Here is a 26833-nt window from a genome sequence, read left to right on the forward strand (position 1 = left end):
AAATAATATTAACTTTAAGTTAACATCTCACATAAATTTGTTATTCATAATATTTAGAGAATAAAATTATTGATAATTGAATTTTATTCTTTATTTATTTACGATTTACTAATCTTAACCAACAAACAAAATTATGAGGGATTTACATCTTTACTTCACTCGATGGTCTAAAAAGAAATACAAATTTTTATTTTTATTTCTTTTTGGAACTCTTTTTATTTCAAATGCACAAACAACGGTTTCCGGAGTAGTTACAGATGGGAAAGGAATGTCTATTCCTGGTGCTAGTGTTACTGAAAAAGGTACTAAAAATTCAGTAAGTACAAATTTAGATGGGCAGTATGTAATTAAAGTTTCTGAAAATGCAACTTTAGTATACAGCTTTATTGGATTTGCATCGCAATCAGTTGCTGTAAATGGAAAAACAAGTTTGAATATTAAACTTTCCGAAAGCTCTGAGCAACTTGAAGAAGTTGTAGTTATAGGTTATGGTTCGCAAAAAAAGAAAGATTTAACAAGTTCAATTTCTTCGGTAAAAACGAAAGATATTGAAAATTTAAAACAGGTTAATATTGATCAAATGTTGCAAGGTAAGGCGGCTGGTGTTAGTGTTAGTAGTAATTCGGGTCAACCTGGTGCAGCCGTATCTATACGAGTTCGTGGAACAACATCGGTAACAGGAACCAACGAACCTTTGTATATTGTTGATGGTGTTCCTATATCAGGCGATGCAACCGGCAGATCTACAAGTGGTAGACCAATATCAGGAAATGATTTTTCGGCTACTGGAGGTGGTGGAAATAGCGCCGTTAGTCCACTGGCAGCAATTAATCCTAACGATGTAGAGTCAATTGATATCTTAAAAGATGCTTCTGCAACGGCAATTTATGGATCTAGAGGTGCTAATGGTGTAATAATTATTACCACCAAATCAGGAAAAAAAGGTACGGGTAAAATATCTTATGAAGGATTTACATCAGTTCAAAATGTCTATAAGCAATTGGATGTAATGAATTTAAGACAATTTGCAGAACACCAAAATAATCTATCATTACTTTACGGAACACCTTTGCGTCCGGAATTTGCTCACCCAGAATTACTTGGAAAAGGTACTGATTGGCAAAAAGAAATATACAGACCCGCCTTTGCTAAAAGTCATCAAATATCGTTTTCTGGTGCCAAAGATGGTACCAATTATTACATGTCTGGAGGATTTTTGGATCAAGATGGTATTTTGCTTGGATCTTCATACAAAAGATATACGTACAGATTAAATTTAGATTCTAAAGTTAAAAGTTGGTTGAAAATAGGTACAAATGTAAATGCGGGTATTACAAATGAGCGCATTACAATCAATCAAAGTTTTACTGGATTAATCAACAATACTTTGTTGCAAAGCCCTGATACTCCTGTTAGAAATAGTGACGGAACTTATGCAGCACCACCATTAAACTCGAATTTTGTAACTTATTTTAATCCAGTTGCTGAAGCGTTAACTAAAGAGAATAAATTAATTAGAAAAAACTTTTTAGGTAATGTATACGCTGAAGCAAGCATTTTAAAAGGTTTAAAATACCGATTAGAAGTTAGTGCCAATACTGAATTTTCAGAAAATACCGAGTTTTCTCCATCCTATGATAGAGGTTCGCAACGAAATTTAACTGCCGATTTGAATGAAAGAAGACAGAATTGGTATGCAACAAATATTAAAAATTTATTGACCTATGATTTTGGTTTCGGGAAAAGTAAGTTTACAATATTAGCTGGTCAAGAAGCGAATGATTCGCATTGGGAAGGAATCTTAGCAACAGCTAGTGGCTTTCAAACAAATGATATTTATGGACTAAATTTGTCAGATCCTGAAAATCGAATTGTTACAAGTTACAAAGGTAGTGCAGCACTTTCTTCATTTTTTGGAAGAGCAATTTATGATTTTGATAACCGTTACAGTTTGTCTGCATCAGTTAGACAAGATAGATCATCCAAATTTGATCCTGCTGCAGGAAAAAATCAAGTAGGAACTTTTAGAGGTATTTCAGGTTCTTGGAAATTGTCTAGCGAGAAATTTATGGAAAGTACAAAGCCATACATTGATAACATCAAGTTTAGACTAGGATACGGAGAAACAGGAAATCAACAAATAGAAAATAACCGATACAGTGCTTTATTAGCTCAGCAAAATTCAGGTTTAGGTTCTGGTTTTTTACCAAGTAATTTTCCAAATCCTGATTTAACATGGGAATCTTTAAATCAAACCAACTTAGGTTTGGATTTTACAGTTTTAGATTCAAGACTTTCTGTTAGCGTTGATCTTTATAAAAAAGAGTCAGATGGATTCCTATTTCAAGTACCCTTACCATTATATCTCACGGGTGGAGGCGGTCAATATGGAGGAATTTCGGCACCTTATTCTAACCTAGGTAAAATGGAAAACAAAGGTATTGATTTGACTATTGGTTATACAACTAAAGGTACTGGTAACTTCGGTTATAATGCTACATTAGTGCTTTCTCGTTATAATAACAAGTTAGTTTCTATTTCAGAGGATTTGCCTTTATTCACCGAAATTAATACTAATGGATATCAACCTTATGTTGTTACTAATACGGTGGTAAACCAGCCGATAGGACAGTTTTATGGATACCAAACAGATGGTATTTTTAACGACCTGCAAACATTAAATAATGCGCCTCTTCAGTTTGGTCAAACTGTTGGTACTGCTGCTGGACAAACTTATTTAGGCGATATAAAATATAAAGACATCAATGGCGACGGTGTTGTAGATACTAACGATAGAACTTTTGTAGGTAATCCTCATCCCGATTTTACATTCGGATTTACTAATAATTTTAGATACAAAAATTTTGATTTATCAGTTTTCTTACAAGGATCTTATGGAAACGATATTTTAAATTTAACCAATAGAAGTAGTACATCAAATGCAATTTTGTCTCAAAATCAATTAGTAGACGCTGCAAATTATTGGACTCCGACGAATACCAATACTAATATCCCACGCCCTATAAATAGTGAAAGTAATACCAATTTATTCATTTCCGATAGGTATGTTGAAGATGGTTCTTATTTAAGACTTCAAAACATCACTTTTGGATATACTTTACCTCAAGACTTATTGTCAAAAATGAAAATTTCTAGAGTACGACTTTATGGAAGTATTCAAAATCTGTACACTTTTACTAAATATAGTGGTTACGATCCTGAAATTGGAAGTTTTAATCAAAGTCCACTGTTAGCTGGAATTGACAACGGTCGATATCCAACGCCAAGAACAGTTTCTTTCGGAGTAAATGTTGAATTTTAAAAAATATATGAAAATGAGAAATAATAAAAATCTTTACAAACTCTGCACAATTATTTTTGTGTATCTGTTTTTTGCATCTTGTCAAGATGAATTTACCAATAGACCACCAGAAGACGGTATTTCATTAGATGCTTATTATGCAACAAATGAGCAGGTTGCTAGTGCTACTAATGGAATGTATAGCCGAACTTGGTTCCAGTTTAACAATAAATTCTTTTATGCTGTTGCCGAAGTTGGTTCAGGAAATATGTACACAGGATCGCCAGATGTAAGCGCAATGAGAACATTCGCATTAAACGGAAGTGATCCTGAGTTGGTAAACGGTTGGAGTTCGTTATGGGCAAATATTGCTCAAGCAAATGCCATTATAAACTTTTTACCGTCAAGAGTTGGACCAGCTGTAGATGATGATGTACTTCAAAATACAATTGGACAAGCCTATTTTATGAGAGCTACTGCTTATTTTTATTTAGTTAGGCTTTGGGGTGCAGTACCAATAATTGAAAATAATTTAGATTACACCAGTTCTCCAGCAATCAATACAAATAGAATAGAGGATATTTATACTTTAATTGAAATGGATTATTTGGCCGCAACCGAAAGATTATTTGATAAAAATAGAGGTTCAAATTATGCGGAGAATGGTAGAGTTTCTAAAGGTTCTGCTAAAGCTATGTTAGCTAAAGTATATTTATATGAAAAAAAATATACTGAAGCCAAAAATTTAGCTGAGGAAGTAATAAGCAGCGGTGAATTCAAATTATTTGGTAGTGCTCAATTACCGTCTAAAACATTTGGTGATTTGTTTACCTACGGAAATAATAACAATGAAGAATCTATTTTTGCATTGCAATGGAAAGGAGATGGAAATTATGGCTCGGCTAATAATTGCAACACACAATTCGGTATAAGTACTACAACTGTAACCACTTCAAACGCATCTTATGGTGGAGTATTTGCACCTTCACAAGATTTAATGGCTGCTTTTGAACCTGGTGATCTTCGAAGAAAAGAATCAATCATGTTACCTGGTGATGTTTATCCAAATATTAAAGTTGCTCCAAGCGGTGGTTCATTAACAGTTCCAGCAGTTGATCAAATAGGTGGGCAAAATGCAGGTTCAGCGATCAAGAAGTATTGTATCGGAATAGTAAACGGAACAGTAACTGGTCCAGCAGATAATTGGGCTATGATGGATAACGTAACCTATATTATGCGCTACGCAGATTTATTATTGATACATGCAGAAGCTACTTTAGGAACGGCTGCAAGTACATCTGATGCTGGTGCGTTAACTTCTTTTAATGCTGTTAGAACTAGAGCAGGATTGGCTCCTAAAACGGTAATCACTTTTTTAGATATCCTTAAAGAAAGAAGATTAGAGTTGGCTTTTGAAGGAGATTATTGGTTTGATTTGGGTCGAATTCCAAGAGCGCAAGCCATTGCAATTATGGGAGCACAAAACAGAGGTAACAGATTAACTGCCGAATATTATACTCCAGAAGAAGGTGATTTCTTATTACCTTATCCAGATAATGACGTAGCTAAAAACCCAAAATTGTTGGATGCACCTGTACCGTATAATTTTAATTAAAAATAATAGATATGAAAAATTTTAAATTTAATTTCTTGTCGAGCTTTTTATTGGTAGTACTATCAATAATAGGAATAACCTCTTGCTCCAAAGATGATTCGGACGCAAATCAAGGTACTGCTAAACCAGTAATTGAGAGCGTAAGCGCAGCTGTTGACATTGATGGAAATCCTGTTGAGCTAACTCCTACAACACTTGGTTATGCTGATAATGTTTATGTAATACAAGGTTCAGGATTTTCATCAGTGCAGAAAATTTATTTCAATGATACTGATACGTATTTCAATCCAACTTTGGTTACTGATAAAACTATTTTTGTAACAATAGACCGAGATACTCCTTATGCTAATGCATCAGATGAATTGAAAGTCGTGACATTAAATGGTACTGCAACATTTGGTTTTGTAGTCGCGCCACCAGCGCCATTGGTGACTAGTTTTAATTCGATAAATGCTAACGATGGCGATGTTATCACTATTTATGGCTCTTTTTTCTTAAATCCTACAGTTACTATCGGAACTACGCCAGCAACAGTTGTATCGAGTACCTTAACAGAAATTCAAGCAGTAGTTCCTACAGGCTCATTTCGTAAATATGTTACTGTTACTACTATATCTGGATCAAGTACAAGTTCACAAGCTATTGGAACTGCAATATATGATGATGCTCCAGCAAGTTTTGTAGAAAATTATTTGGGTCCATGGGATGGAAGCGGATTTGTAACCAACAACCAATTGAAAGTTCAAGGCGAAAGTTCTATAGAAGCAAATTTTACAGGATATACCGGTTTTAAATTTCCAATGTATGGCGCTTCACCATCTACTAGTGGTTACAGTGGAATTCGTGTTTCTTTTAGAAGTACAAAGGAAACAGGCAAATTTAAAGTAGTATTAAATAATAATTATGGAGCAGGAAAAGAAATTGCATTTACCAATCAATGGACAACATTTGTTATTCCATTCTCTGAATTAGGCGGAGCTCCAGCAACAATCAATGAGATAGTATTTCAAGAATTCAACAATCAAAGTGGTGACAAACTTTACATTGATGACGTTGGATTTGTTTTGAATTAAAATTATTATTTGAGTTTAGGTTAGAATTTTTGGTTGAAACCCTGATTAATTTTAATCAGGGTTTCTTTTTTATTTAAAAAATGACTCGTAAAAATGGAAATAAAGTTGATTTATTCTAAAATTTATCTAAAAACACGTAGAAATACGTATATCCAGTTTAATTTTTGGGTTTACATTTGCAAATAGGTTAAAGAATATGATTGGTTTTAAGAACTTCATAGCTAGTATTGTAGGGATGCGAATTATGAAGTTCTTTTCTTTAACTATTACAACTTATTTTGTTTTCTTATTTAAACAAGTCATTTGGGTGGGTTAGCTGGTTCAATTCATTTTTATAATTGTTTTCTAAGAGTTTCATGCCTAATTGAAAAGAAGCATTCATCCAACCAAAACCTTCTCTTGTAATGTATTCAAAGTCGGTACCTTGATTGCCGTATTCAGCAAAAACTTTATGTGACGCTGCCACAACATCAAATTTTTCAGGGATAGTTCCATTGTAATCGCAAGCATTTTTTGTGATCATCCAAAGCCATCTATAAATTAATTGTTGTGCTTTTTCGTTATAGCCATAGTTGCGTAGTCCTTGCCAAATAATCATTTGATGAGGTGGCCAACCATTAGGATAATCCCATTGGCGCTGTGTATTAATTGTTCCTAAATTGTCTAAACTTTCCTTTGAGCAACCAGCAATACCTCCGTCAAAAGTTAGTTTTGGCAAAATAGTGTTGACCATTTTTTCGGCTTGTTCTTTGGTAGCAGTTTTTGCCCATAACGTAAAAAAACTTGTGGCCGATACAAACGGAAATTGTTTTTCACTAATTACATTGTAATCTTGAAAACAATTTTCTTCTTCATTCCAAAGAAAATCCGACATCAATTGCTTTCTTTTTTTTGCTTTATATTCCCAAATTTCGGTTGAATACAAAAAATTATTATATTCAAATTCTCCCTCGAAAAAATGAGCTATTAGATAAGCAAAATCGGTTTCGTATTTGTAGAGCATCGCATTCAATTCTACCGTATTAAGTTCGGCACAATGACCTTCTAATCGGTAACTAGTATCGTGACCACTTTCTCTTACGCTTCGGTCGTGGACGAAGTAGGAATCTAATTCTTTGTTTTCAATTTTTCGTAGGTAATATAGTTTTTCATATTCAGAAATAGATAGGTTTTCTGCTGCTGCAAATGGTTCTAAAAGTTCATCATAATGACCAGATTCAGTTTCAGGTGGCATTCCAATTCCTTCAGCATGATATCGGTTTAATCCATTGCTTGTTAATCGTTTGCCAGTAACCATCCATACGGTTTCATATTCTTTTATGGCTATCTCAAGATGTGTTTTCAACCAATTTAAATCTTTGGTATGCATTGATTCAAATACTTCTCGAATCATGCTAGTATAAAATGGAGGTTGTGTTCTAGTTAAGTAATATGAACGATTGGCATTCAGTATTTTACCATAATGTGTGATTTGGTATGCAAAATTTTCAACCATGCTTTTGGCTAAATCCAGTCGGTTGTCTATAAGCAAACCAATATTTTCAAAATAACTATCCCAACCATACATTTCGTTAAACCGTCCGCCGGGAACAACAAATGGAACACCAACTGTAGCTCCGTTTTCTGTTTGAAGAGCAAGAGCTAAAATTCCGCCTTTATCGTTTATAGAACTTACATATTCAGGAGTACAGTTTTCAGGAAGTTGTTCAACATTTAAATTGTATTTTTCCTCAATTTTTTTATAATATTGATATCCAAACACATCACTTTTTGGAACGTAAATTATAAACTCATTAGTTTTAGATTTACTATCGGTTAGAATTTTCTCTAAACCTTTTTCATCCATTGTTCTAGTGAGCTCGTCCCAAAAATAATTTTTTATCATTCGGTTAATTCTGTCGGCAGGAAGTTCGAAAATTTTCTCTGTTTCAATATAATCGATATTATTTTCTTGAGCCAAAATTAATTCTTGCAATAAATTGGATAAAAAATAAGTGCCTTCAACAACAAGCTGGTTTCCATTGGACTGAAGCAGAAATTTTTTTATTCCTTTGTCGTCAATGGTAATTCGTTTATCCAGATCGGTATCTTCTTGCAAGAGCAATTGCGAAAGTGTTTCGAAGATATTAAGCTTTAGTAATGGCATATTTTTTATTCATATTATACAATATCCAAATTAAGATAAAAATTAATGTTATTGGAATTAACGAAAAATAGAATGCAGTAGTTCCGTCAAATGATTCGAAAACGTGACCAGTAATTATCGACCCAGTTGTGCCGCCAAGAGCTGAAAAAACTACAATTAATCCTGCCATTGAACTGTGCATATGTTTGGGTAAAGAAGAAAGAATTGTTGAATTTAATGTTGGATATATTGGTGCTAGAAATAATCCCATAATTGGCAATAAATACAGTACAAATGGTGCATTTAACCAAGTCATTTCTTGGTTGTTTTCTATAACAATATTTTTGGCTAATGGCATTACAATAATTACAATTGCTGCTATTGCAAGCAAGCAAAAAGACAGAAAATAAATCCATTTTACTCGTAATAATACGAATCCCGAAAGTAATCTGCCAAGGAATGTTGCGCCTGCCAAAATGGATCCCGCTTGTACGGCAATACTTGTTGGTGCACGAAGAATTTCTTTATAAAATGTTGGCATCCATGTCGAAAAACTCTGTTCTATCATTACATAAAAAAAGATGGAAAGTATAAAAACAATGATGAGTGATTTTACAATCATTGCAATCATTTCTTTAAAATCTTTTTCTAAAGATGTGTTTTCAATTTTTGCATCTTTCTCATCTAATTTTGAGAATAATAGTAATAATAAAGCAAGTAATGACAAACTTGCAATTAGCCAATAAATATCCAACCATTCACGTGATTTTGGATCTGCATCGTTTACAAAATAGCTAAAAACGAATCCGCCAAGCATTACTCCTGACATGAAAATTGCTTCAAGAAAATTCATAAAACTACTGTGTTCTTTTTCGTTATTGGTTAATAATCCGATAGTCGAAAAAACGGAAACTTTTATTAAAGCAAACGAAACTCCAATTACAAAAAACAAAAGTTTGAAGTACCAGAAAGCATCTGCAAATGGCATAATACTGCTTAATATTGTTACTAATGCTAGTGCAAAAAGCATTGATTTTTTAAGTCCGATTTTTGGTAAAAAAGAAGCGAAAATAAATGCGGCAACTGCAATTGGTAAATCTTTAAATCCTTCAAGAACTGATGCACTACTTTTGGAAACTCCAAAATTAAGTTGCATTTGAAGCATTACAACTCCAACACAATTCAATAATATTGCAAAAACAAAATAGTTGAAAAATAAGGATAATTTTATGGCTGCATTTTTCATGTTGTAAGCAAATTAGATGTGATAAATTATGCTTTTAGATATTCAGGAAAATCAATTCCATCTGGAAGTCTTCCCACATTTTGTAATTTTAAACTCGCCAATTTTTGAGCAATAGTTAAACTTTCTTCAATACCTTTATCATGGAGTTGTGCATACAAAAATCCGGTCCAAAAAGCATCTCCAGCTCCTGTTGCATCTTTTATTTCGTTAATAAAAACTGCTTTTTGAAAAAACAATCCATGGTTTTTATCCGATAAAACTACACCGTTTTTACCTTTAGTCAAACAGATTCTACTTGCTCCGAGATTATGAAAATACTCAAAAATGTAATCTTCTGATTTTACTTCGGCAAACAATCTATAACAATCGTCTTCACTCAATTTAACTAATGGATCGTTAGATAAATATTCTTTTAGCACTGCTTTCGCTTCTTCACGATTAGGCCAAATTCGTTCCGAAAAGTTTATGTCTATACTAAGTTGAAGACCAAGCTCTTTTGCTTTTTTAGCTCGGTTTAAAATAGTTTGTCTTGCAGGATTTTTGCTTAATGCAAAGCAAGTTGTATGGTATATTTTGGCTTCAGCTAGAATTTCGTCTGGTAGTTGATTTTCAAATATTTGACAATCAGCTTCTCGGTACGGAATAAAATCGGGAGTTTCAGTAGATTTGGAAACAAAAATTACAGAGGTTGGCACCGTTTCTAATTTTTGAATTAAAGACGTATCAACATTATTGTCTTTTAATTTTCTAACCACATAATCGCCCAATCCATCTTGACCACAAGAGGCTACAAGTACTGATTTTAATCCTAATCTTGAGGCATTTACCGCTACATTCGTTGGTGAACCGCCCAGAAAGCGATGGTAATCTTTAGTTCTATTAATAGAAGTATTTACCTCATGACCAATAAAGTCAATTAATACTTCTCCTATGCATATGATGTCTATACTTTTCAAATTATAATAGCAATTTAAAATTATTGTGTAATGATTGTTGAACTAATACAGCAGCCGCAGCACTCCATGCGCATAATGAAACGCCATTTGGAGCTTGTGTATCGGTATTAAAATTTTCGTAAAATGAGTATTCATTCAAAGAATTAGCATGATTTATTTTATCCAAAATTGTCACTGCTTTTTCTTTTTCAAATTTAGACAATAAAGCTAATCCAAAAAAACCATTCACCATTGACCAACTTCCGCCATTATGAAATTCATTTGGAAAATTTCTAAATTCGTATTTACAATTGTTTTTTAACAAATTCCAATGTTCGTCATTTTCAAAAATTGGAGGCCAAAAAGCGGGTAGTAATCCCAGTTTTGTTGATGAAGCTAAGGAATACGAATAGGTTACAACTTTTCTCTGAAATTCTTTAGTACCAATATCTAAAAGTAATAACAAGGAATTTGCAAATCCGTCAAATTGCGTTTTATATCCGGATGGTGAAAAAGAACATGGTGCATAATCCTGAAAATTAAGCACTTCATAAGCCTTTTCATGATAGACTTCGCTTCTTATTTCGTTTACAAATGTTAATGCTTTTGGAGGCGTAAAATTGATTTCAATTTGTTCAGAAATATGCTTTATTTTATCGGATATTTCGCTTCGTTTTGCAAAATAGTTATAGCTTTTTAGAGCCCAAACTCGTAACAATTGGTCGTACAAAGTATAACCATCAGTAATGTATTCATCTGCCCAGTTTCCGGACAATGGTACATATAATAAATGTTTGTTGTTGAACTCCCAAGTGTCTAGTAATGCAAGACATTTCTCTATTTCTACATCATATTGTGCAACAAAATCAACATCATTTTTGTGAAAAGCATATTGACAAATACCGATGATAAACCAAGTAACAGCATCAACGCGACCTGCTAAGCCTCCATAACTAATGTCTGTTTTATCTTCTGAAATTAAAACGTTTGAAGGTATGGTTCCAACTTCGTGTTGACTATTAGCTAATGTTTCTAAAGTTTTTTTAAACGTTTCAATGAGTAGTTCATCACCCGATGCCAGTGCGGATAAACCACAAATGACTCCATCACGTGCCCAAACTCTTTTATAATTGGAAGTATTTTCTGCACTTGCCAAAAAACCATTTGGCGAAGCTACATTATGCAACAATTGAATTGCTTTTTGGTAGGCTAAATTATTCACTAACTGACTTTTTAGTTTTTATAAATAAGGTACATACGGCACTAATTAATAGAAGTATTCCAGCAAATAGTATTGCCTTATTGGAATCGTTATTAAAAAAGTGCTTCATGATATATCCAAATGTAATCGTTTGGATAAACATTGGAATGACAATCATCATATTAATAATTCCCATATAAACACCATAACGTTCTTTTGGAATGTCAGATACAACCATCAAATACGGAATTCCCATCATACTCGCCCAACCAATTCCGAACCCAGTAATCGCTGGGAAAAATAAATATTTATTCTCTATAAAAGTAAATGCGATAAAACCAAATCCAGCAATTAATAAACAGCTCATATGAACTATTTTGGCACTATATTTCATTGCCATCCAAACTAAACTAAATGCTACTAAAAATGTAACAATATTATACCATCCATTGATTAAGCCAGTCCAAGAAACTGCTTTCTCATATTTTTTATCATTAGCTTCTATGAAAGATAATGTTTTTGTTTCTTCTTCGCTTAATTTTTTGGGATAATCAATTTTATCTTTCCAAGTTGCATAAATAGTAGCATAGCTGCTTGTACTATTTGAATTGTTTATTTTTGAAATAGAATCAGTAGATGATTTATACAGATCATTTTTATTTAAAGTTTCTTTAAATTCTGAATAAGATTTTTTTATTTCATTTTCTTTATCTGTCATCAATCTCCATTCGAAAGAGTTTTTTGCAACAACTTTTGAAGAGTTTTGCCAATAACAAAATAGTGCATACCATTGAAAAAGATATACTAAAGCCAGTATCCACATAACTCTAGGCATATCTTTAATTGCAGAGGCAATATCTATAAAAGGTGTAAAAACACTTAATTTTTCGGATTTTATTTTTTGTAATTCTTCGTCTGTTGGTGGGATTTCTTTAGTGGTATACGAACTCCACCATACCGAACCTATGGAGCAAACAGCACCGAGAAAAAACGATGCAAAAACCCATGTTGGTAATTTACCAGTAGTGCCAATAAAAATTAATGGAAAAATAAATAGTGAAACATTGGCGAGTGTTTGCCCAAATCCTGTAAAAAAACTTTGTGCTTGAAATCCAAGTGGCTGTTGAGATTCGTCCAGTTTATCGGCAATGAAAGCACGATAAGGTTCCATTGCAGTATTGTTTCCAGCGTCTAATATCCAAAGTAATCCAGCGGCCATCCACAACGAACTGCTGAATGGAAAAAGGAATAAGGCAATACTACAAATTAAGGCACCAATAAAAAAATAAGGTTTTCTTCTTCCACCAAATTTTGGCGACCATGTTTTGTCGCTCAATGCGCCAATTATAGGTTGAATTAACAATCCGGTTAAAGGTCCAGCAAGATTTAATAACGGCAATTCGTCAGGGCTTGCGCCAAGGAAATCATATATTGGGTTTACGGCACTTTGTTGTAAACCGAAACTGTATTGAATCCCGAAGAATCCTACATTCATGTTTATTATTTGCCAAAAACTTAAACTTATTTTTTTACTCATAATTATTGATTCTTCTCTTAATTAAAATAGTTCCCAAATCAAAAGAAATGGAAACTATCTTTTTCTAATCTAACTATAAACTCTAAATCTAACTTTATAAGTAAATAAATTGGTTGGTTAAGTACTCATTTACATATACCTCAAATATATATTTATTTACTTCAACCTAAAAAAAAACCATAAAAAAACGTTCTCGAAAGTACCGAAAACGTTATCGTTTGTGTGATTTTAAATTAATAATGCAAAAAAAAGTAAAAAAAATTATTGAATTGGCATTACAATTTTTGTTTCCCAATCCAATTCATTTCCACCATTATAGGGATTGGCAAAATAATGTTCTACGGGATTGAGTTGTAATTTAATATTTCTTTTTTTAGCGTAATCTAAAATTTGAAACCAAGCTTTGTCTGAAGTTCTATAGTTGCCATAGTAGGTTGCTTGAATTCCTTTTACCGATTTTAGAATCTTAAAATTCACTATCGAATCCTTTATTGGAATTGTTGTTTTGTCTATAGGAAAACAATAGTTGAACTGTAGTTGTTCTTTTTCTAAATCCCATTTTTCTACTTCTACGTAGGGTTTTCCAACAATTTTGATCGAATTATTTTTTAAGAATGCAGTAAGTTTCGAGTCGTTCATAATCATGGTTTGCGCTTTTTCTTGCAAACTACTTTTTAGCTTTATGAATGCAATAGCCGTTTCTTCTGAAGCTTGAATTCCGTCAATTTTAATTTTAAAATTTTTAAGATGATGTTCCAAACCTTCCTTAAAATCTTTTATTTTTTCAATTTGATCTTGTTTGAATTCGGTAGGAAAAAATGGAACCGTTAATCGATTATAAATGCGTGATCCTTCTTGATTGATAGCTACGCTAACTTGTGTAACCGAATCGTTTACAGGCAAAAATGTCCAATCGTAAATGGTAGTTTTATCTCCAGTTTGTAGCTTTTGTGTTAATTGTTCAAAATTGTTTTCAGCTAGGATTTGATAATTTTCATTAGTACTCTTTTTTCGATTATTGGCCCATTCTTTTACTCCTTGGAATAAGGTTCCAGTTGAAGTTTTAATTTTAAAATTAATGGTGTAATCATTTTTTTTGATGAATAAATACCAAGTCAAAAAAGCTAAGATCAGGGTAATAATCCCAATTGTATATTTTTTATTCATTTCTTATTTTAAAAATTTTACTTTTTTCACAATATATTCGCCAACGTTTCTGCCTTGAACAATACCGTTTTCAATAGCTGCTCGATAGTGAATTCCGCCATACAATCTGCTTAAAGCAGCTTCTTTAGAGGCCAAATTGAATGATTTGAATTCTCTTTTAGGAAGTCCGTAAGGTAACTCGGTGGTATCAGCATATGAAAAATTGTCTCCAAAAACTGATGTAAGTACTGTTGCAGCACTTGTAGATGCCACCGAATGCCCGCTAGTATATTCTGGAAATGGAGGAGTTTGTAGTAGCGGTTTCCAGTTTTCATCAATGTTTTGATTAATTACAGTTTCTGGTCGTACCACGTTGCTTCTAAATTTTTCATCCCAACAACTAATAAATGCTTCGAAAAGTGCCAAAGAAGTGGCTGTGTTGGCATAAACTGTTTTCTCGAAATCTGCTTTACTTTTTTGAGCAGCAATTTTGGTTATTCCCATCCAATGACCACCTGGTGTAATTTTCTTTTTGGCAAACATCATGTGTCCTTGGTTTACCGTTACATAAGGGTTGCAATCCCAAAATTGCGCCATCTTTATTTCTTCCGATTGATCTCCTTTTTGTATCATCATTTTACTGATGTCATAAACTTCTTGTACTTCTTTAAAAAATGGTGAATTTTTTTCGGTAGAATAGGGTAGTGCTGGCACAGGTTTGAACTGTGAAGCAGAATCTAAAACCATTGTTCGTATTTTTCCCCAATGCGGTTCAACAGCATCCATGTAAGCTGGTGGAGTAGGTTGCCATCTTTCAACTTTACTGGCATAAACCGAATATTTAGGCATCGTTCGGGTTTGTTTGTAATTGTCTTTTCCCATCCATTTTTTAACTCGTTCTGCTACTTTTAAACCGTATTCTTTAGATAGTTCAAATTCTTTACTATTTTCATTCTGCCATTTGGCATACATACTATCTCTAAATTTTTCTACCATTTCTTCCGAGAAAACTAAGGCCTTGCTAACTTCCATGTGTGCAACCAATGCGGCAACATTTTTATTCACGCCACTTTTGGAATCTAAAACCGGAATAGAATCTAAACCGTGTAGTTGATTTTGTAATGAATTATACGTAGTACTATTCTGCGCAATTACTTCATAGGCAGCAATGTTAGGATACGTGTATATTCTACTGGCAACTGGTGGTGAAAAAATATCGTGTATTAATATTTGCGTTACATTTTCAATCGATGCACTGTATTCTTCTGGTGTGACTACAATAGCTTCTTCTTTTTTGCAAGAAGATGCTATGCATAGCAATGAAAATAATGTTATGAATTTAATTCTCATCATATTCTTAATATTTCAATTTTTAATTATTTTTTATTTTTTGTCAATTCGTAGACTTCAGCTTTTTTGTTGTTACTAGTTACCAACAGATAGTCTTTTCCATTTAAATTAATAATATCAAGATGTTTAACAGCTTTTCCTGTTAAGTCAATTCCTAATTTATTTCCTAAAGTTATGGATTTTTCATTTTTAATTAATGCGCCAGAAAATCCATCAAAACGACTGTGGTACGGCGAAACTCCAAAATAATTTCCTGCAGCAAAAACTTCTTGTTGCTTGTCTGAATCAAAATTAGATTTTACAAATGCAGTTATTGGTGCCACTTGCAACTCATTTCGGAAAGGAATAAATGTAAATGTTCCTTTATTATTTTTTAAATAGCCCGATTTCAAATTGTGTACTTGATATAACTTTGCTTTTTTAAGAGCTGAAGCATCAAATACTTCTTCAACTGTTTTTCCTGCAAAATCTTTGTAGGCATGAAATTTCTTTTTTACCAAGCCACTAAATTGTTCTGCTAGTTCATCCAATCCCATGGTGGTGTAATATTTGCCTTCTTTTTCTACGGTAACAATGGTTTCAAAAGAACCGTTGGTATCAAAGTCGTCAAAATACATTTTCATTGGAAATTCTGCCGATGCTTTGAACTTCGAATTCAATCCCCAATTTCCGACTAAGTAATCTAAATCGCCATCGCCATCAATATCAAATGGTAGTATAGATTGCCACAAACCATTTGTGTTTTCTGGATTGACAGTTGCTGTTACATTTGAAAACGTTCCTTTTACATTGGCAAAAAAAGTTGGTTTCATCCATTCTCCAACCACAATCAAATCTGTTGATCCATCATTATTAAAATCGGAAAATACGGCATCTTGAACCATTCCAATTTCAGAAAAAGTCTTGTTTTGCACCAATGTAAATTTACCTTTGTTATTATTCAAAAGGTAGCAATCTGATGGGCTTCCAAATCGATTGTTTCGTGAATTATTTCCAACAAAAATATCTACATCACCATCTTTATCATAATCAAATGCCTTTACAACTGAAGCATTTTGAGTAATCGCTGGTAAGTCGGTTTTAGTTAATTGATTGTTACTCCCTTGATAATATCTAGATTGTAAATCGGCTGCGTTTTGTCCGCCACCAGAAGCTACAAATAAATCATTTATTTTGTCATTATTTAAATCGGCAATTAGGGCAGAAGCATCTTCAAAAACGGCATCTTCTTCTAGTTCAGGATGTGTTTTTTTCGAGAATCCATTGGAAGTTTGTAGGTAAATTTCGGATGCAAAATCTTTTGAACCACCAAAGTAAATATCGGATTTTCCGTCGCCATTTAAATCGCCAATTGCTGTTGCTGGTCCGCGATCTGAACGTTGGTAAGGGATTAATTTTTGATAAACAAAATCAATATAATCATTCTCTTGATGGGTGAAATTGATACCTAAATTGGATTCGGATTTCTTAAATAGTGGTTGTAATGCTGGATGCAATCTACTGTAATTAAAGCTTTTTCTGGATGAATTTGCTTTAATTTCGAGCATTTGATTGGTTTTTACATTTTTTAATGTTTGGTAGGTTTTATCAGGCCAAATTACTACAAGCGAATCAATTTTTGACTCTTTTTTAAAGCCAAAGTGAATAATCGGTTCGGAAGAAGACTGAAAACCTCGTGTAGTTTGTAATTCTTTATACTGCATTTTGCCTTTAGAATAGGATAGTACTTTTGTTCCTATTCCAAATGTATTTTTGCCAGTGAATTTCAATTTTAGTTTTAAATAGTTGGCTTTTGCATTAGTTTGATTGCAATAGATAGAGGCTTCACTATTTAAGTTATTAGAAATAATATCCAAATCGCCATCATTATCGATGTCGGCATAGCCAGTTCCATTTGAAATAATCGAATCGTTATCGATCCAATCTTGTGATTTGTTTTTAAAGTTTAAATCATTGGAGCCTTGGAAAATATAATTGCTTACGTTTCCTTTAGGCATTCTTTTTAAGGCTTCTTTATCTAATAATTTGGTTGAATTAATTTTAGTTTTTACTTCGTCATTAGAGTAATACTTTACATAATCCAAATCATTTGGACGTTTCGGAATTCCGTTTGACACAAAAATATCTTGTTCTCCATCTTGGTCATAATCGGCAAAAAGTGTGCTCCAACTCCAATCGGTAGCGGCAACACCACTAAGTAAAGCCGTTTCTGTAAACTGATTTCCACCTTGATTTAGTTGAAGCATGTTTCTTGTATATTGATAATGATAGCCTAGTTTTTCGGTTCTCATTTTCAACATTTGTACATTATCATCACCAAGAGAGGATTTCAGAACTTTTTCATCTTGTGGAAGCATGTCCAATGTCATAATATCAGGATAGGCATCATGATTTACATCGGCAACATCAACACCCATTGAGAATCTGCTTGTGTGTCCGAAATGGTTTTTTAAACTTTCAGTAAACGTGCCATCTCCGTTGTTTAAATAGTAATAATCGTCTTCGTGAAAATCGTTACAAATATATACATCAGGGTAACCGTCTAAATTAAAGTCGGAAACTGCAATTCCTAATCCATACCCATTTGCGCCACCAAAAATCCCTGCTTTTTCGCTAATATCAGTAAATTTTCCGTTGTCATTCTGGAACAATTTATCGCCACATTCATAACTTCTTTTGTTGCGAATGTCGGCATTTCCAAATGATGATTCGGAGTGAACGGCATGATTTAGCAAGTACATATCTAAATCGCCATCCAAATCGTAATCAAAAAAAGCAGCTGATGAACTGTAATTGTCTAAATCTAAACCATATTCGGCTGCACTTTCGGTAAAAGTGTTATTTTTATTATTGATAAAAAGTTCATTGTGTCCTTCAAATCCATTGATGCCAACTACAGCACAAACATAAATATCCAAATATCCATCGCCATTTACGTCGGCCATAATTGTTCCTGTATTCCAATCGGATTGTCCTTCAACGCCAGCTTTTGCGGAAATATCTTCAAATTTATTATTGCCTTTGTTCAGGTATAATTTATTTTTCCTTTGATTTGAGGTAAAATAAATATCAACTAAACCATCATTATTAACATCTCCGAGTGAAACGCCACCACCATTGTAATAATATAAATAATCAAGAATAGAAATGTTTTTGGACTCGTCTAACTTGTTATTAAAAGTTATATTGGTTTTGTCAGAAGTCAATTTTTCAAACAATTTGTCTTCTTTCTTAGAACAACTTGTAAGAAGTAAAAGTAGTATTGCTGTCTTAAAAAAATTAGTCATTTCGCTTGAATATTTTTGGTTTGTTATCATTTACAACAGCAATTATTGTAGATGCATTATTTTTTGTTTTAATAACTTTAATTCCTTTTACTTCTCCTTTAATTGAAATGCCAGATTGATTGTTTGTAATCCAAGTGTAATTTCCATTTTTATTACCAAGAAGAACACTACCGTAACTTGAGTCCAAACGTCCAAATTGTGGTTTAAATTCATATTGATTACCACCGAGAATTAGGTCTAGAATGCCATCTTTATTGATGTCTAAAGTACAAATAGCATTGACACTAGAAAACTGAACTTCTTTAGGAAGTGCTTTAATTTGAAATTGTCCGTTTCCGTTGTTTATTGCAATTACACTTTCTTGGATAGTGGCAGTTCGCTGAATGGAATTTGAAATAACATCAGCATCAAATAATTCTTGAAATGATTTTTTGGCGTATTCAGAATAGTTGATGTTTTTCTTTTTAATAGATGGAATTTGCTTTGCCAATTCTTGTTTTAAGTGAATCGGAATATCTCTGGAATCGATTGTTTGTGTGCTAATTTGCTCAATAGTTCCGTTGTTATCAAAATCATTTACAAACAGTTTCATTGGATTTGTTTTAGAACATTTGTAAGAAGTATTGGTTCCTTTATTTCCAAAAATTAAATCTTTTTTTCCGTCGTTATTTAGGTCCACACAAGCAACGGCATTCCAAAATCCTTTTTCATCAACAAGGTTATTTTTAAATTCAGCTAATCTGCGTCCAGTATTTTTGAATAGGATAGGAGCCATCCAGTCGCCCACAATTATTAAATCTTTTTTATTGTCGTTGTCAATGTCTTCCCAAATTGCATCGGTAATCATACCAACTTCATTTAATTTAAAGGCTTTTTTCTCGGTGATATTTGCGAAATTTCCTTTGCCATCATTTTCTAACAATAATTGTTTAGGCGTAATTCCATAAACTCCAGGAACACTTCTACTTCCGATAAATACATCAATATCTCCATCAGCATCAAAATCATAAGGAGCAATTACAGACACATTACTGTTGGTTGTAGGAAGATTGAACGTGCTTTTAGAAAATATTCCTTTACCGTTATTTAAGTACAAGCGATTTTTATAATTTGCATTGTCGGCTTTTTCATTACCACCAGTTCCAACGAGTAAATCTTGGTCACCATCTTGATCTACGTCAAAGAAACTTGCTGCAGTATCTTCAAAAATTGCATCGCTTTCTAACGCCGATTGTGAAGAAGTTGAGAAATTGTTTTTTCCATTATTAAAGTATATTTTTCCTGATGTTCCTTTGGCACCACCAATGTAAACATCTTCATTTCCATCACCATTTACGTCTGCCAAAGCAAGTGCTGGTCCTTCTTGTGAAAGCATCTTACCAATTAGACCTTCGTAATCAAAATCGATATAATCATTTTCTTTATGAGTTAATAGGGTGTTTGTAACTTCTGAGAATAGTATTTTTTGTTTTTCAGATTTGGGAACATAATTCAATTTTGCGTCTGTAATGTTGAGATTTATGATTGAATTTGCAACCACTTTTTTAACTGTTTGAAACTTGCCATTAGGCCAAATTACATGAAGTGAATCTATTTTTTTTGTTCCAATTCCAAAAGTCATGGTATAATCAATAGAAGATTGAAAACCACGTGTTGGAATTAATTCTTGACGAATTATCTCTTTATTTGAAAACAGTTCTACGACGCTTCCAACTGCAAATTTATTTTTGCCTTCACCTTTAAGTTTGACTTTTACAAAATGATTGTTTTTGTTTTTTTCAGATTTATTTTGATATACAAACGCTTGCATATTAACGTTGTTGACAATTAAATCCAAATCGCCATCATTGTCTAAATCAGCATATGCTGCACCATTTGAAAAGCTAGGAGTTCCTAATCCCCAGTTTTGCGCTTCATTAGAAAAGGTTAAGTTGGAATTATTTTTAAAGGCGTAATTAGAAACTGGCGTACTTGGCATTTTGTTGATGATGTTTTCCATATCATCTTTTTTGCCGGTGATAGCCATTTTTTGCATGACGTCATTGGCAAAAAAATCAACAAAGTCTTGGTTGGTTAAGTCATGGTAAATTCCGTTGCAAACATATATGTCTTTATAACCATCATTATCCATATCAAACAGCAATGCACCCCAACTCCAATCGGTTTTGGATACACCTGCATAATTGGCAACTTCATTAAAATGATTGTCTCCAGTATTCACTTGAAGCGTATTTTGCATGTATTGATTAAAAAAATCCAAACTTAGTTTTCTAGTGAATAAGTCGTAATTGTCAAAACTAGTTGTGGTTTTTAATCTTTGATCTGGTTCAGGTAACATATCAGTTACAAAAATATCGGCTTTGCCATCATTATTAATATCCGCCATGTCTGCGCCCATTGCAGATTGACTTATGTGTGAAGTCCAATTTTGAATTTGTTCAGAAAAAGTTCCATTTTTATTGTTGATGTACAGATAATCACGTTCGTAGAAATCATTCGAAATATAAATGTCTGGATATAAATCTCCGTTTACATCACCAACAGTTACACCTAAACCAAAACCAATGAGACTTCCATAAATTCCTGATTTTTCACTTACATCAATGAATTTACCATTGTCATTTCGCAACAACTTATCGCCACCACCTTTTAGAATTGGGTTGACATCCCAATCTTTATCGCGTAACTCTCTTTTGTTCGAGTAGTTTAAACTACTCACTGGAATGAAACTGTTGTTAAGAATATAACAATCTAAATCACCATCTTTATCATAATCAAAAAAAGCGGCGTGTGTTGTAATTCCAGTATCTGCTAAATTATATTCTTCTGCTTTTTCAGAAAATGTTAGATTACCATTATTAATAAACAGTTCACTTTTTCTTCTTTCATCTGTTGAATTTCCAGCATTACAAACGTAAATATCTAATAATCCATCTCCATTTATGTCAACCATTACCACGCCAGTTGACCAAGATTTAGTTCCTTGAACACCAGCTTTAACTGAAATATCTTCAAATTTAAAGTTTCCTTTATTTAAATACAATTTGTTTTTACCTTGATTTGAAGTAAAATATACGTCAGACAAACCATCGTTGTTAATGTCACCGATAGCAACACCACCACCGTTATAAAAATTACGGTATTTGAAGATGTTCATATCTTCTTCGTTTTTCACTTCATTTATAAAATCGATTCCAGTTTCGGATGATTCTAATTTTGCAAATAAGCTATTTTTATTAGAAGTATTTTCATCAGAACAACCTGTAAATAGTAGATAAAGGAATGATAACGTAAGTATTCGATAAAGCATAATTAGTTATAAGAAGTAGATTAATAAAACAGCACAATTTAGAATAAAAATAGTAATTATTCTAGAAATTTGGACAAAAATAAAGAGGGTTTTTACACCCTCTTTTAAAAAAAACTCAAACTAAATTTAAACAAAATATTTTAGTAACCAGGGTTTTGTTTTAGGTTAGCATTGAACAAAGCATCCGCAGGAATTGGATACAAAGCATACTTGCTATTTGAATCATAAGGTTTTAATTCTCTTGAATTTAAGAAAGTTCCAAAACGAATCATGTCGTTTCTTCTCCAACCTTCCCACCATAATTCTCTTCCTCTTTCAGCGTAAACGCCATCTAAAGTATTAGGTGCTGCGGCTACACCAGCTCTTGCTGCAATATCGGCAAGAATTGTTCCAGCACTTCCAGAACCACCTCTTAAGATTGCTTCAACTTTCATCAATAAAGCATCAGAATATCTCATTAATACATAGTCATTTCCTGGCGCATCAATGTTTGCAGCATCTGGAATGTATTTCAATGCACGGATACCTGCAGTTTCTAAAGTTGCACCGCTAGTGATTAAGGTTAATTGTGGTGTAAAAACTAGAGGAGCTCCATTTCTATCTTGCAATGGTGTTGTTCCTCCTGGAGCAAAGACTTGACCTACTTGGAAACCAACTGGGTTACCAATTGTGTTTATGATTCCAGGTGTAGAATATTTAGCTCTTGCGTCATTAGCATTAAAACGGTTGTAGTATTCTGCTACAGTAGCAAATCCATTCCATCCACTTGGCGTTTGGTTGTAATGCGCACCCATTCTCCAACGAGATTGCATGTTACCACCTGTACCAACTACGTTTTTAGATGTAAAAACCATTTCAGTAGTATTATTAGCTGGAGAGAAATTTTCCCAGTAATTAGCTGTTAATGAATTGGTCATGGCATCAACGTGTTGTACCACTTTTGTCATGTCAGCAGCATCAAATGTAAATGGACCAGCAGGATTGTCTGATTTGTATACTGCTTTATTCAAATAAAGTTTAGCTAACAAAAAGTGTGCTGCATCTTGGTTTGCAACTTCTGGTTGCGAAAGTGTTCTAACAGGTAATGAACTTAGAACTGCTTCCAATTCTGAAACTACTAAATCAAACGCTTCACTTCTTGTATACACTAATGGATCATCTGTTAATTTAGAACCAGCTGGTCTGTAAGGAACTTGACCGTAAAGATCCATAACATTAAACTGATAAAAAGCTCTTAAAAAACGTGCTTGTAGAATCTCTGATGCATCAGAACTATTCTCTATTACTAGTTTACATTTGTACGAATTTGATAAAAGAGAATTCCATGAATTTAAAACCTCAATATGATCTGGTGACCAAGTATGTGTGTGTAATTGTCTCCATGAACCATTATCATCCCAGTCACCACCTCTTGTAGGTCCAACTAAGGCATCAGTAGACATTTCACCCATGGCAAACATAGTACCTTGGTTTTGAAAGTCTCTAAGACCTTCGTAAGCAGATTGTAATTGTGCTGCGGTATTTACTTCACCGCCTGAGCCTGTATCTTGATTGTATCCGTCAAGAATTTCTTCATCAAGATTAGTACAGCTAACACTTAAAAGTAATGCGCTAGCAAAGAACATACTTCTAAATAAAATTTTTCTTTTCATTTTCTTTTTTTTTAAAACGTTAAATTAAGTCCAATAGAATACGCTTTAGATCTTGGGTATGATAAATAATCGATACCTGCAGAAGGCACTCCATTTAGAGTTTTATCAGTATTTACTTCAGGATCGAATCCAGAGTATTTAGTGAATAATAATAAGTTTTGACCATTTACATATATTCTTGCTGATTTTATTTTAGCTTTTTCTAAAAATGCAGCTTTAAAGTTATATCCAAATGTGATGTTACCCATTCTTAAGAAATCACCTTTCTCTAAATATTTAGTTGATGGTGAGTTAGGGTCTGCTTGAGATTGTGTAGAAGTTGCTACACTAGCAGGAACGTTTCTACCTCCAGCAAAAGCACCTTTAAAGAAATAAGCATTGGCCGTATTATTATATAAGTAGTGTCCAAAAGCACCATAAAATGATACAGCCGCATCAAAGTTTTTATAAGTTGCTGATGTTGTAAAACCTACGTTTGTTTTTGGTAATGCTTGTTTCCCAACTAATTTTTTTGAAGCTAAACCAAGTCCAGAATCATTACCTGCTGCATCAGCATAGATTGATGCTCCATCTGCGTCATAACCTCTCCACTCATATAAATAATAGCTGTAAATTGGTTGATTATTTGTAACAACTTGGGCATAAGCGTTAGTTAAACCTTGTCCATTCAATGCTCCTGCAGAGATAAATCCACCAAAGTTTGTCATTTTATTTTCAAGGAATGAAGCGTTAGCAGAAATGTCCCACGTAAAGTTTTCTTTGTCAAAAATTTTATAATTTAAAGATAACTCATATCCTTTATTAATTAAATTACCTGGTAAATTAACAAATCTCGGTGCAGGTGGACCTTCTTGTGTTGCTGCAGCAGGAACTGGGAAAATTAAATCTTTAGTATCTCTACGGAAATAGTCTAAACTTCCAGAAAGTCTATTTTTTAACAATGTGAAATCTACACCTAATCCAGTTGATTTTGTAGTTTCCCATCTCAAATCAGCATTTGCATTTGTATTAGTAACACCAGCACCATTTAGAGCATAACTAGCTTTATCTAAAGCTGAGTTAGCAGCAAATTCTTGGTTTCCTGTAATACCATATGAACCACGAACTTTTAATGAATTAACGTAGCCATCCTTATTTTCAACAATTTTATATCCTAATCCTACAGATGGGAAATAATCGTATTTGTTGTTTTTTCCAAGTTTAGTTGAACCGTCAGAACGTAACGTTGCCGTGATTAAGAAATCTTTATAAGCAGTTAAGTTAACTCTACCAAAATAAGATTGTAATTCGTTTCTTTCTCTACCAGAAAATGCTCTGTATTCATTTTGCAAACCTCCTTCAATGTTATCAATCAAGTTCGTTTGATCTGGATTAAATCCTTCTGCAGTAGTAATTGAACTGTCTAAATTATAGTCATAGTAAGAAAAACCTGCAACTGCATCAAAAACGAAATTATCATTAAACGTTTTGTTGTAATTTAAAGTATGCTCGAAAGTTCTACTAAATTTAGTTTGATTGATAATAGCAGCAGTTCCGTATTTTGTCGTATTTGTCGCTGGATCTGTTGCTTGTGCTACGTTTTGAATTCTAATAGAAGGCAACAACTGATTTTTTCTTACCGAATTAGAAGTTTCAACACCAAATAAAAATTGATAGTTTAAGTTATCAGAAATTTTAAGTGTAGTTTTGATACTTGCTAATAATTTGTTTGTATTGGTGTAATCTTTATAAGCATCCAATAGTTGTACTGGATTCAAATAAGTATCACTTCCATAAGCTCCAGCAGGATTGTTATATCCAGGATTAAAATATCCGTCAGGAGAATCATCATATATTGGGTTTGTTGGATTCCAATATAATGCCGCACCAATAAGGTTTCCTATAAATCCAGCATTGTTAGATATTAACGTTGACTTATCTTTAATTCCAGCATAAATTGCTCGAGTTTCAACTTTTAAATGGTTGTTGAAAAAGTCACTAGAATTTGTAAAGTTTAAAGTATATTTATCAATACCCGTATTTTTTACAATACCTTCTGTGTTAGAAGCACCTAGTGAAAGTCTTGTGCTTGAATTTTCAGTAGATTTAGAGTACGATAAATCGTGATTTACTGTAAGTCCATTTTGCAAAACTGCATCTTTCCAGTTGTAAGCTCTAGAACCATTATCAGTTCCGCCATTAGCAACAAATTGATTTGCTGACATTACATCAAAATCAGTAGCTAAACTGCTGAACTGTGCAGATGTTGAGTAGTTTAATTGTGGTTCTTTTGATTTTCCTTTTTTAGTTGTAATGATGATTACACCATTTGCTCCACGAGATCCATAAATTGCAGTTGAAGAAGCATCTTTAAGAATGGTCATGCTTTCAATATCATTCTGATTTACGAAGTTTAAAGGGTTTCTTGCAGAGGATGATCCTAATCCGATATCATTTCCTCCAGCGGATACATCTCCTCCATCTAATGGAACACCATCAATAACAATTAATGGACCATTTCCAGAACGGATAGATGAATTTCCTCTAATACGTATAGATGCTCCAGCTCCTGGTTCACCACTTGCAGATGTAACTTGTACACCGGCAACCTTACCTCTTAATAAATCAGCTGGAGAGGTAGCCGATACATTGTCAAAGTTTTTAGAGTTAATGGCATCAACAGCTCCAGTCGCATCTTTCTTTTTAACCGAACCGTACCCAATAACAATAACTTCTTTAAGTTCTTCTTGGTCTGGTTTCATTGTTACATTAATAGATGTTTTTCCTCCAACACTTACCTCTTCAGTTTTAAAACCGATGTAGCTAAATACAAGGATTGATTTTTGATCGGCAACCTTGATGGTGTAATTTCCATCTAGATCGGTAAGTGTACTTGTTGTCGATCCTTTAACAAGAACGGTTACACCTGGAAGAGTGCCGCCGCTGTCAGATACTCTACCTGAAACTGTTTGCGAGTGAGCGAAACCCGTAAAAATCAGAGTAGCAATTACAAATAAGCCTTTGAGTAGACTGTTTTTCATACGTAATGATTAAGTTAGTTAATAATTGGTTGTAT

The 26833-nt window shown here is 33.3% G+C and carries 14 protein-coding genes; 3 read left to right on the plus strand and 11 right to left on the minus strand.

What is annotated here, in order from left to right; genetic code table 11:
* The first annotated feature begins 133 nt into the window (after positions 1 to 133).
* Genes ACZ098_RS09705 through ACZ098_RS09715 form a run of 3 tightly spaced genes read left to right on the plus strand, consistent with a single transcriptional unit; the run spans position 134 to position 5989 of the window.
* Positions 134 to 3322, plus strand: a complete 3189-nt coding sequence (locus ACZ098_RS09705; RefSeq protein WP_487311564.1) for a SusC/RagA family TonB-linked outer membrane protein — start codon at positions 134 to 136, stop codon at positions 3320 to 3322.
* Positions 3323 to 3335: 13 nt separating this feature from the next.
* A complete protein-coding gene (locus ACZ098_RS09710; RefSeq protein ID WP_487311565.1) occupies positions 3336 to 4916 on the plus strand; it encodes a RagB/SusD family nutrient uptake outer membrane protein in 1581 nt (526 codons plus the stop codon).
* 11 nt (positions 4917 to 4927) lie between these two features.
* Positions 4928 to 5989 (plus strand): IPT/TIG domain-containing protein, encoded by a 1062-nt coding sequence (locus tag ACZ098_RS09715; RefSeq protein ID WP_487311566.1) that lies wholly within the window; start codon positions 4928 to 4930, stop codon positions 5987 to 5989.
* Between the two features lie 286 nt (positions 5990 to 6275).
* On the opposite strand, the gene ACZ098_RS09720 is transcribed toward ACZ098_RS09715, so the two are convergent.
* From ACZ098_RS09720 to ACZ098_RS09770, 11 genes are all read right to left on the minus strand, one after another.
* Positions 6276 to 8135 carry a trehalase family glycosidase gene (locus tag ACZ098_RS09720; RefSeq protein WP_487311567.1) on the minus strand — a complete coding sequence of 620 codons (1860 nt, stop codon included), beginning with the start codon at positions 8133 to 8135 and terminating at the stop codon, positions 6276 to 6278.
* The gene (locus ACZ098_RS09725; RefSeq protein WP_487311568.1) at positions 8116 to 9360 is read right to left on the minus strand and encodes an MFS transporter; all 1245 of its coding nucleotides are present in this window, start codon (positions 9358 to 9360) and stop codon (positions 8116 to 8118) included. The genes ACZ098_RS09720 and ACZ098_RS09725 overlap by 20 nt, the downstream gene beginning before the upstream one ends.
* 26 nt (positions 9361 to 9386) lie before the next feature.
* On the minus strand, positions 9387 to 10316 hold the full coding sequence (locus tag ACZ098_RS09730) for a carbohydrate kinase family protein (protein WP_487311569.1): 930 nt from the start codon (positions 10314 to 10316) through the stop codon (positions 9387 to 9389).
* Position 10317: 1 nt separating this feature from the next.
* Positions 10318 to 11517: a glucosidase family protein gene (locus ACZ098_RS09735; protein WP_487311570.1), complete on the minus strand. Its 1200-nt coding sequence runs from the start codon at positions 11515 to 11517 to the stop codon at positions 10318 to 10320.
* Entirely contained in the window at positions 11510 to 13033 is a 1524-nt protein-coding gene (locus ACZ098_RS09740; protein ID WP_487311571.1) for an MFS transporter, read from the minus strand. Before ACZ098_RS09740 ends, ACZ098_RS09735 begins: the two co-directional genes overlap by 8 nt.
* 261 nt (positions 13034 to 13294) lie before the next feature.
* The gene (locus tag ACZ098_RS09745; protein ID WP_487311572.1) at positions 13295 to 14200 is read right to left on the minus strand and encodes a GyrI-like domain-containing protein; all 906 of its coding nucleotides are present in this window, start codon (positions 14198 to 14200) and stop codon (positions 13295 to 13297) included.
* A 3-nt stretch (positions 14201 to 14203) separates the two neighbouring features.
* Positions 14204 to 15532, minus strand: a complete 1329-nt coding sequence (locus tag ACZ098_RS09750; RefSeq protein WP_487311573.1) for a vanadium-dependent haloperoxidase — start codon at positions 15530 to 15532, stop codon at positions 14204 to 14206.
* Positions 15533 to 15555: 23 nt separating this feature from the next.
* A complete protein-coding gene (locus tag ACZ098_RS09755) occupies positions 15556 to 18816 on the minus strand; it encodes a VCBS repeat-containing protein (protein WP_487311574.1) in 3261 nt (1086 codons plus the stop codon).
* On the minus strand, positions 18809 to 22126 hold the full coding sequence (locus ACZ098_RS09760) for a VCBS repeat-containing protein (protein ID WP_487311575.1): 3318 nt from the start codon (positions 22124 to 22126) through the stop codon (positions 18809 to 18811). Before ACZ098_RS09760 ends, ACZ098_RS09755 begins: the two co-directional genes overlap by 8 nt.
* A 140-nt stretch (positions 22127 to 22266) precedes the next feature.
* Positions 22267 to 23778: a RagB/SusD family nutrient uptake outer membrane protein gene (locus ACZ098_RS09765; RefSeq protein ID WP_487311576.1), complete on the minus strand. Its 1512-nt coding sequence runs from the start codon at positions 23776 to 23778 to the stop codon at positions 22267 to 22269.
* A gap of 11 nt (positions 23779 to 23789) precedes the next feature.
* A complete protein-coding gene (locus tag ACZ098_RS09770; RefSeq protein ID WP_487311577.1) occupies positions 23790 to 26798 on the minus strand; it encodes a SusC/RagA family TonB-linked outer membrane protein in 3009 nt (1002 codons plus the stop codon).
* Between the last annotated feature and the right edge of the window lie 35 nt (positions 26799 to 26833).

This window comes from Flavobacterium sp. SP2, from assembly GCF_057626655.1.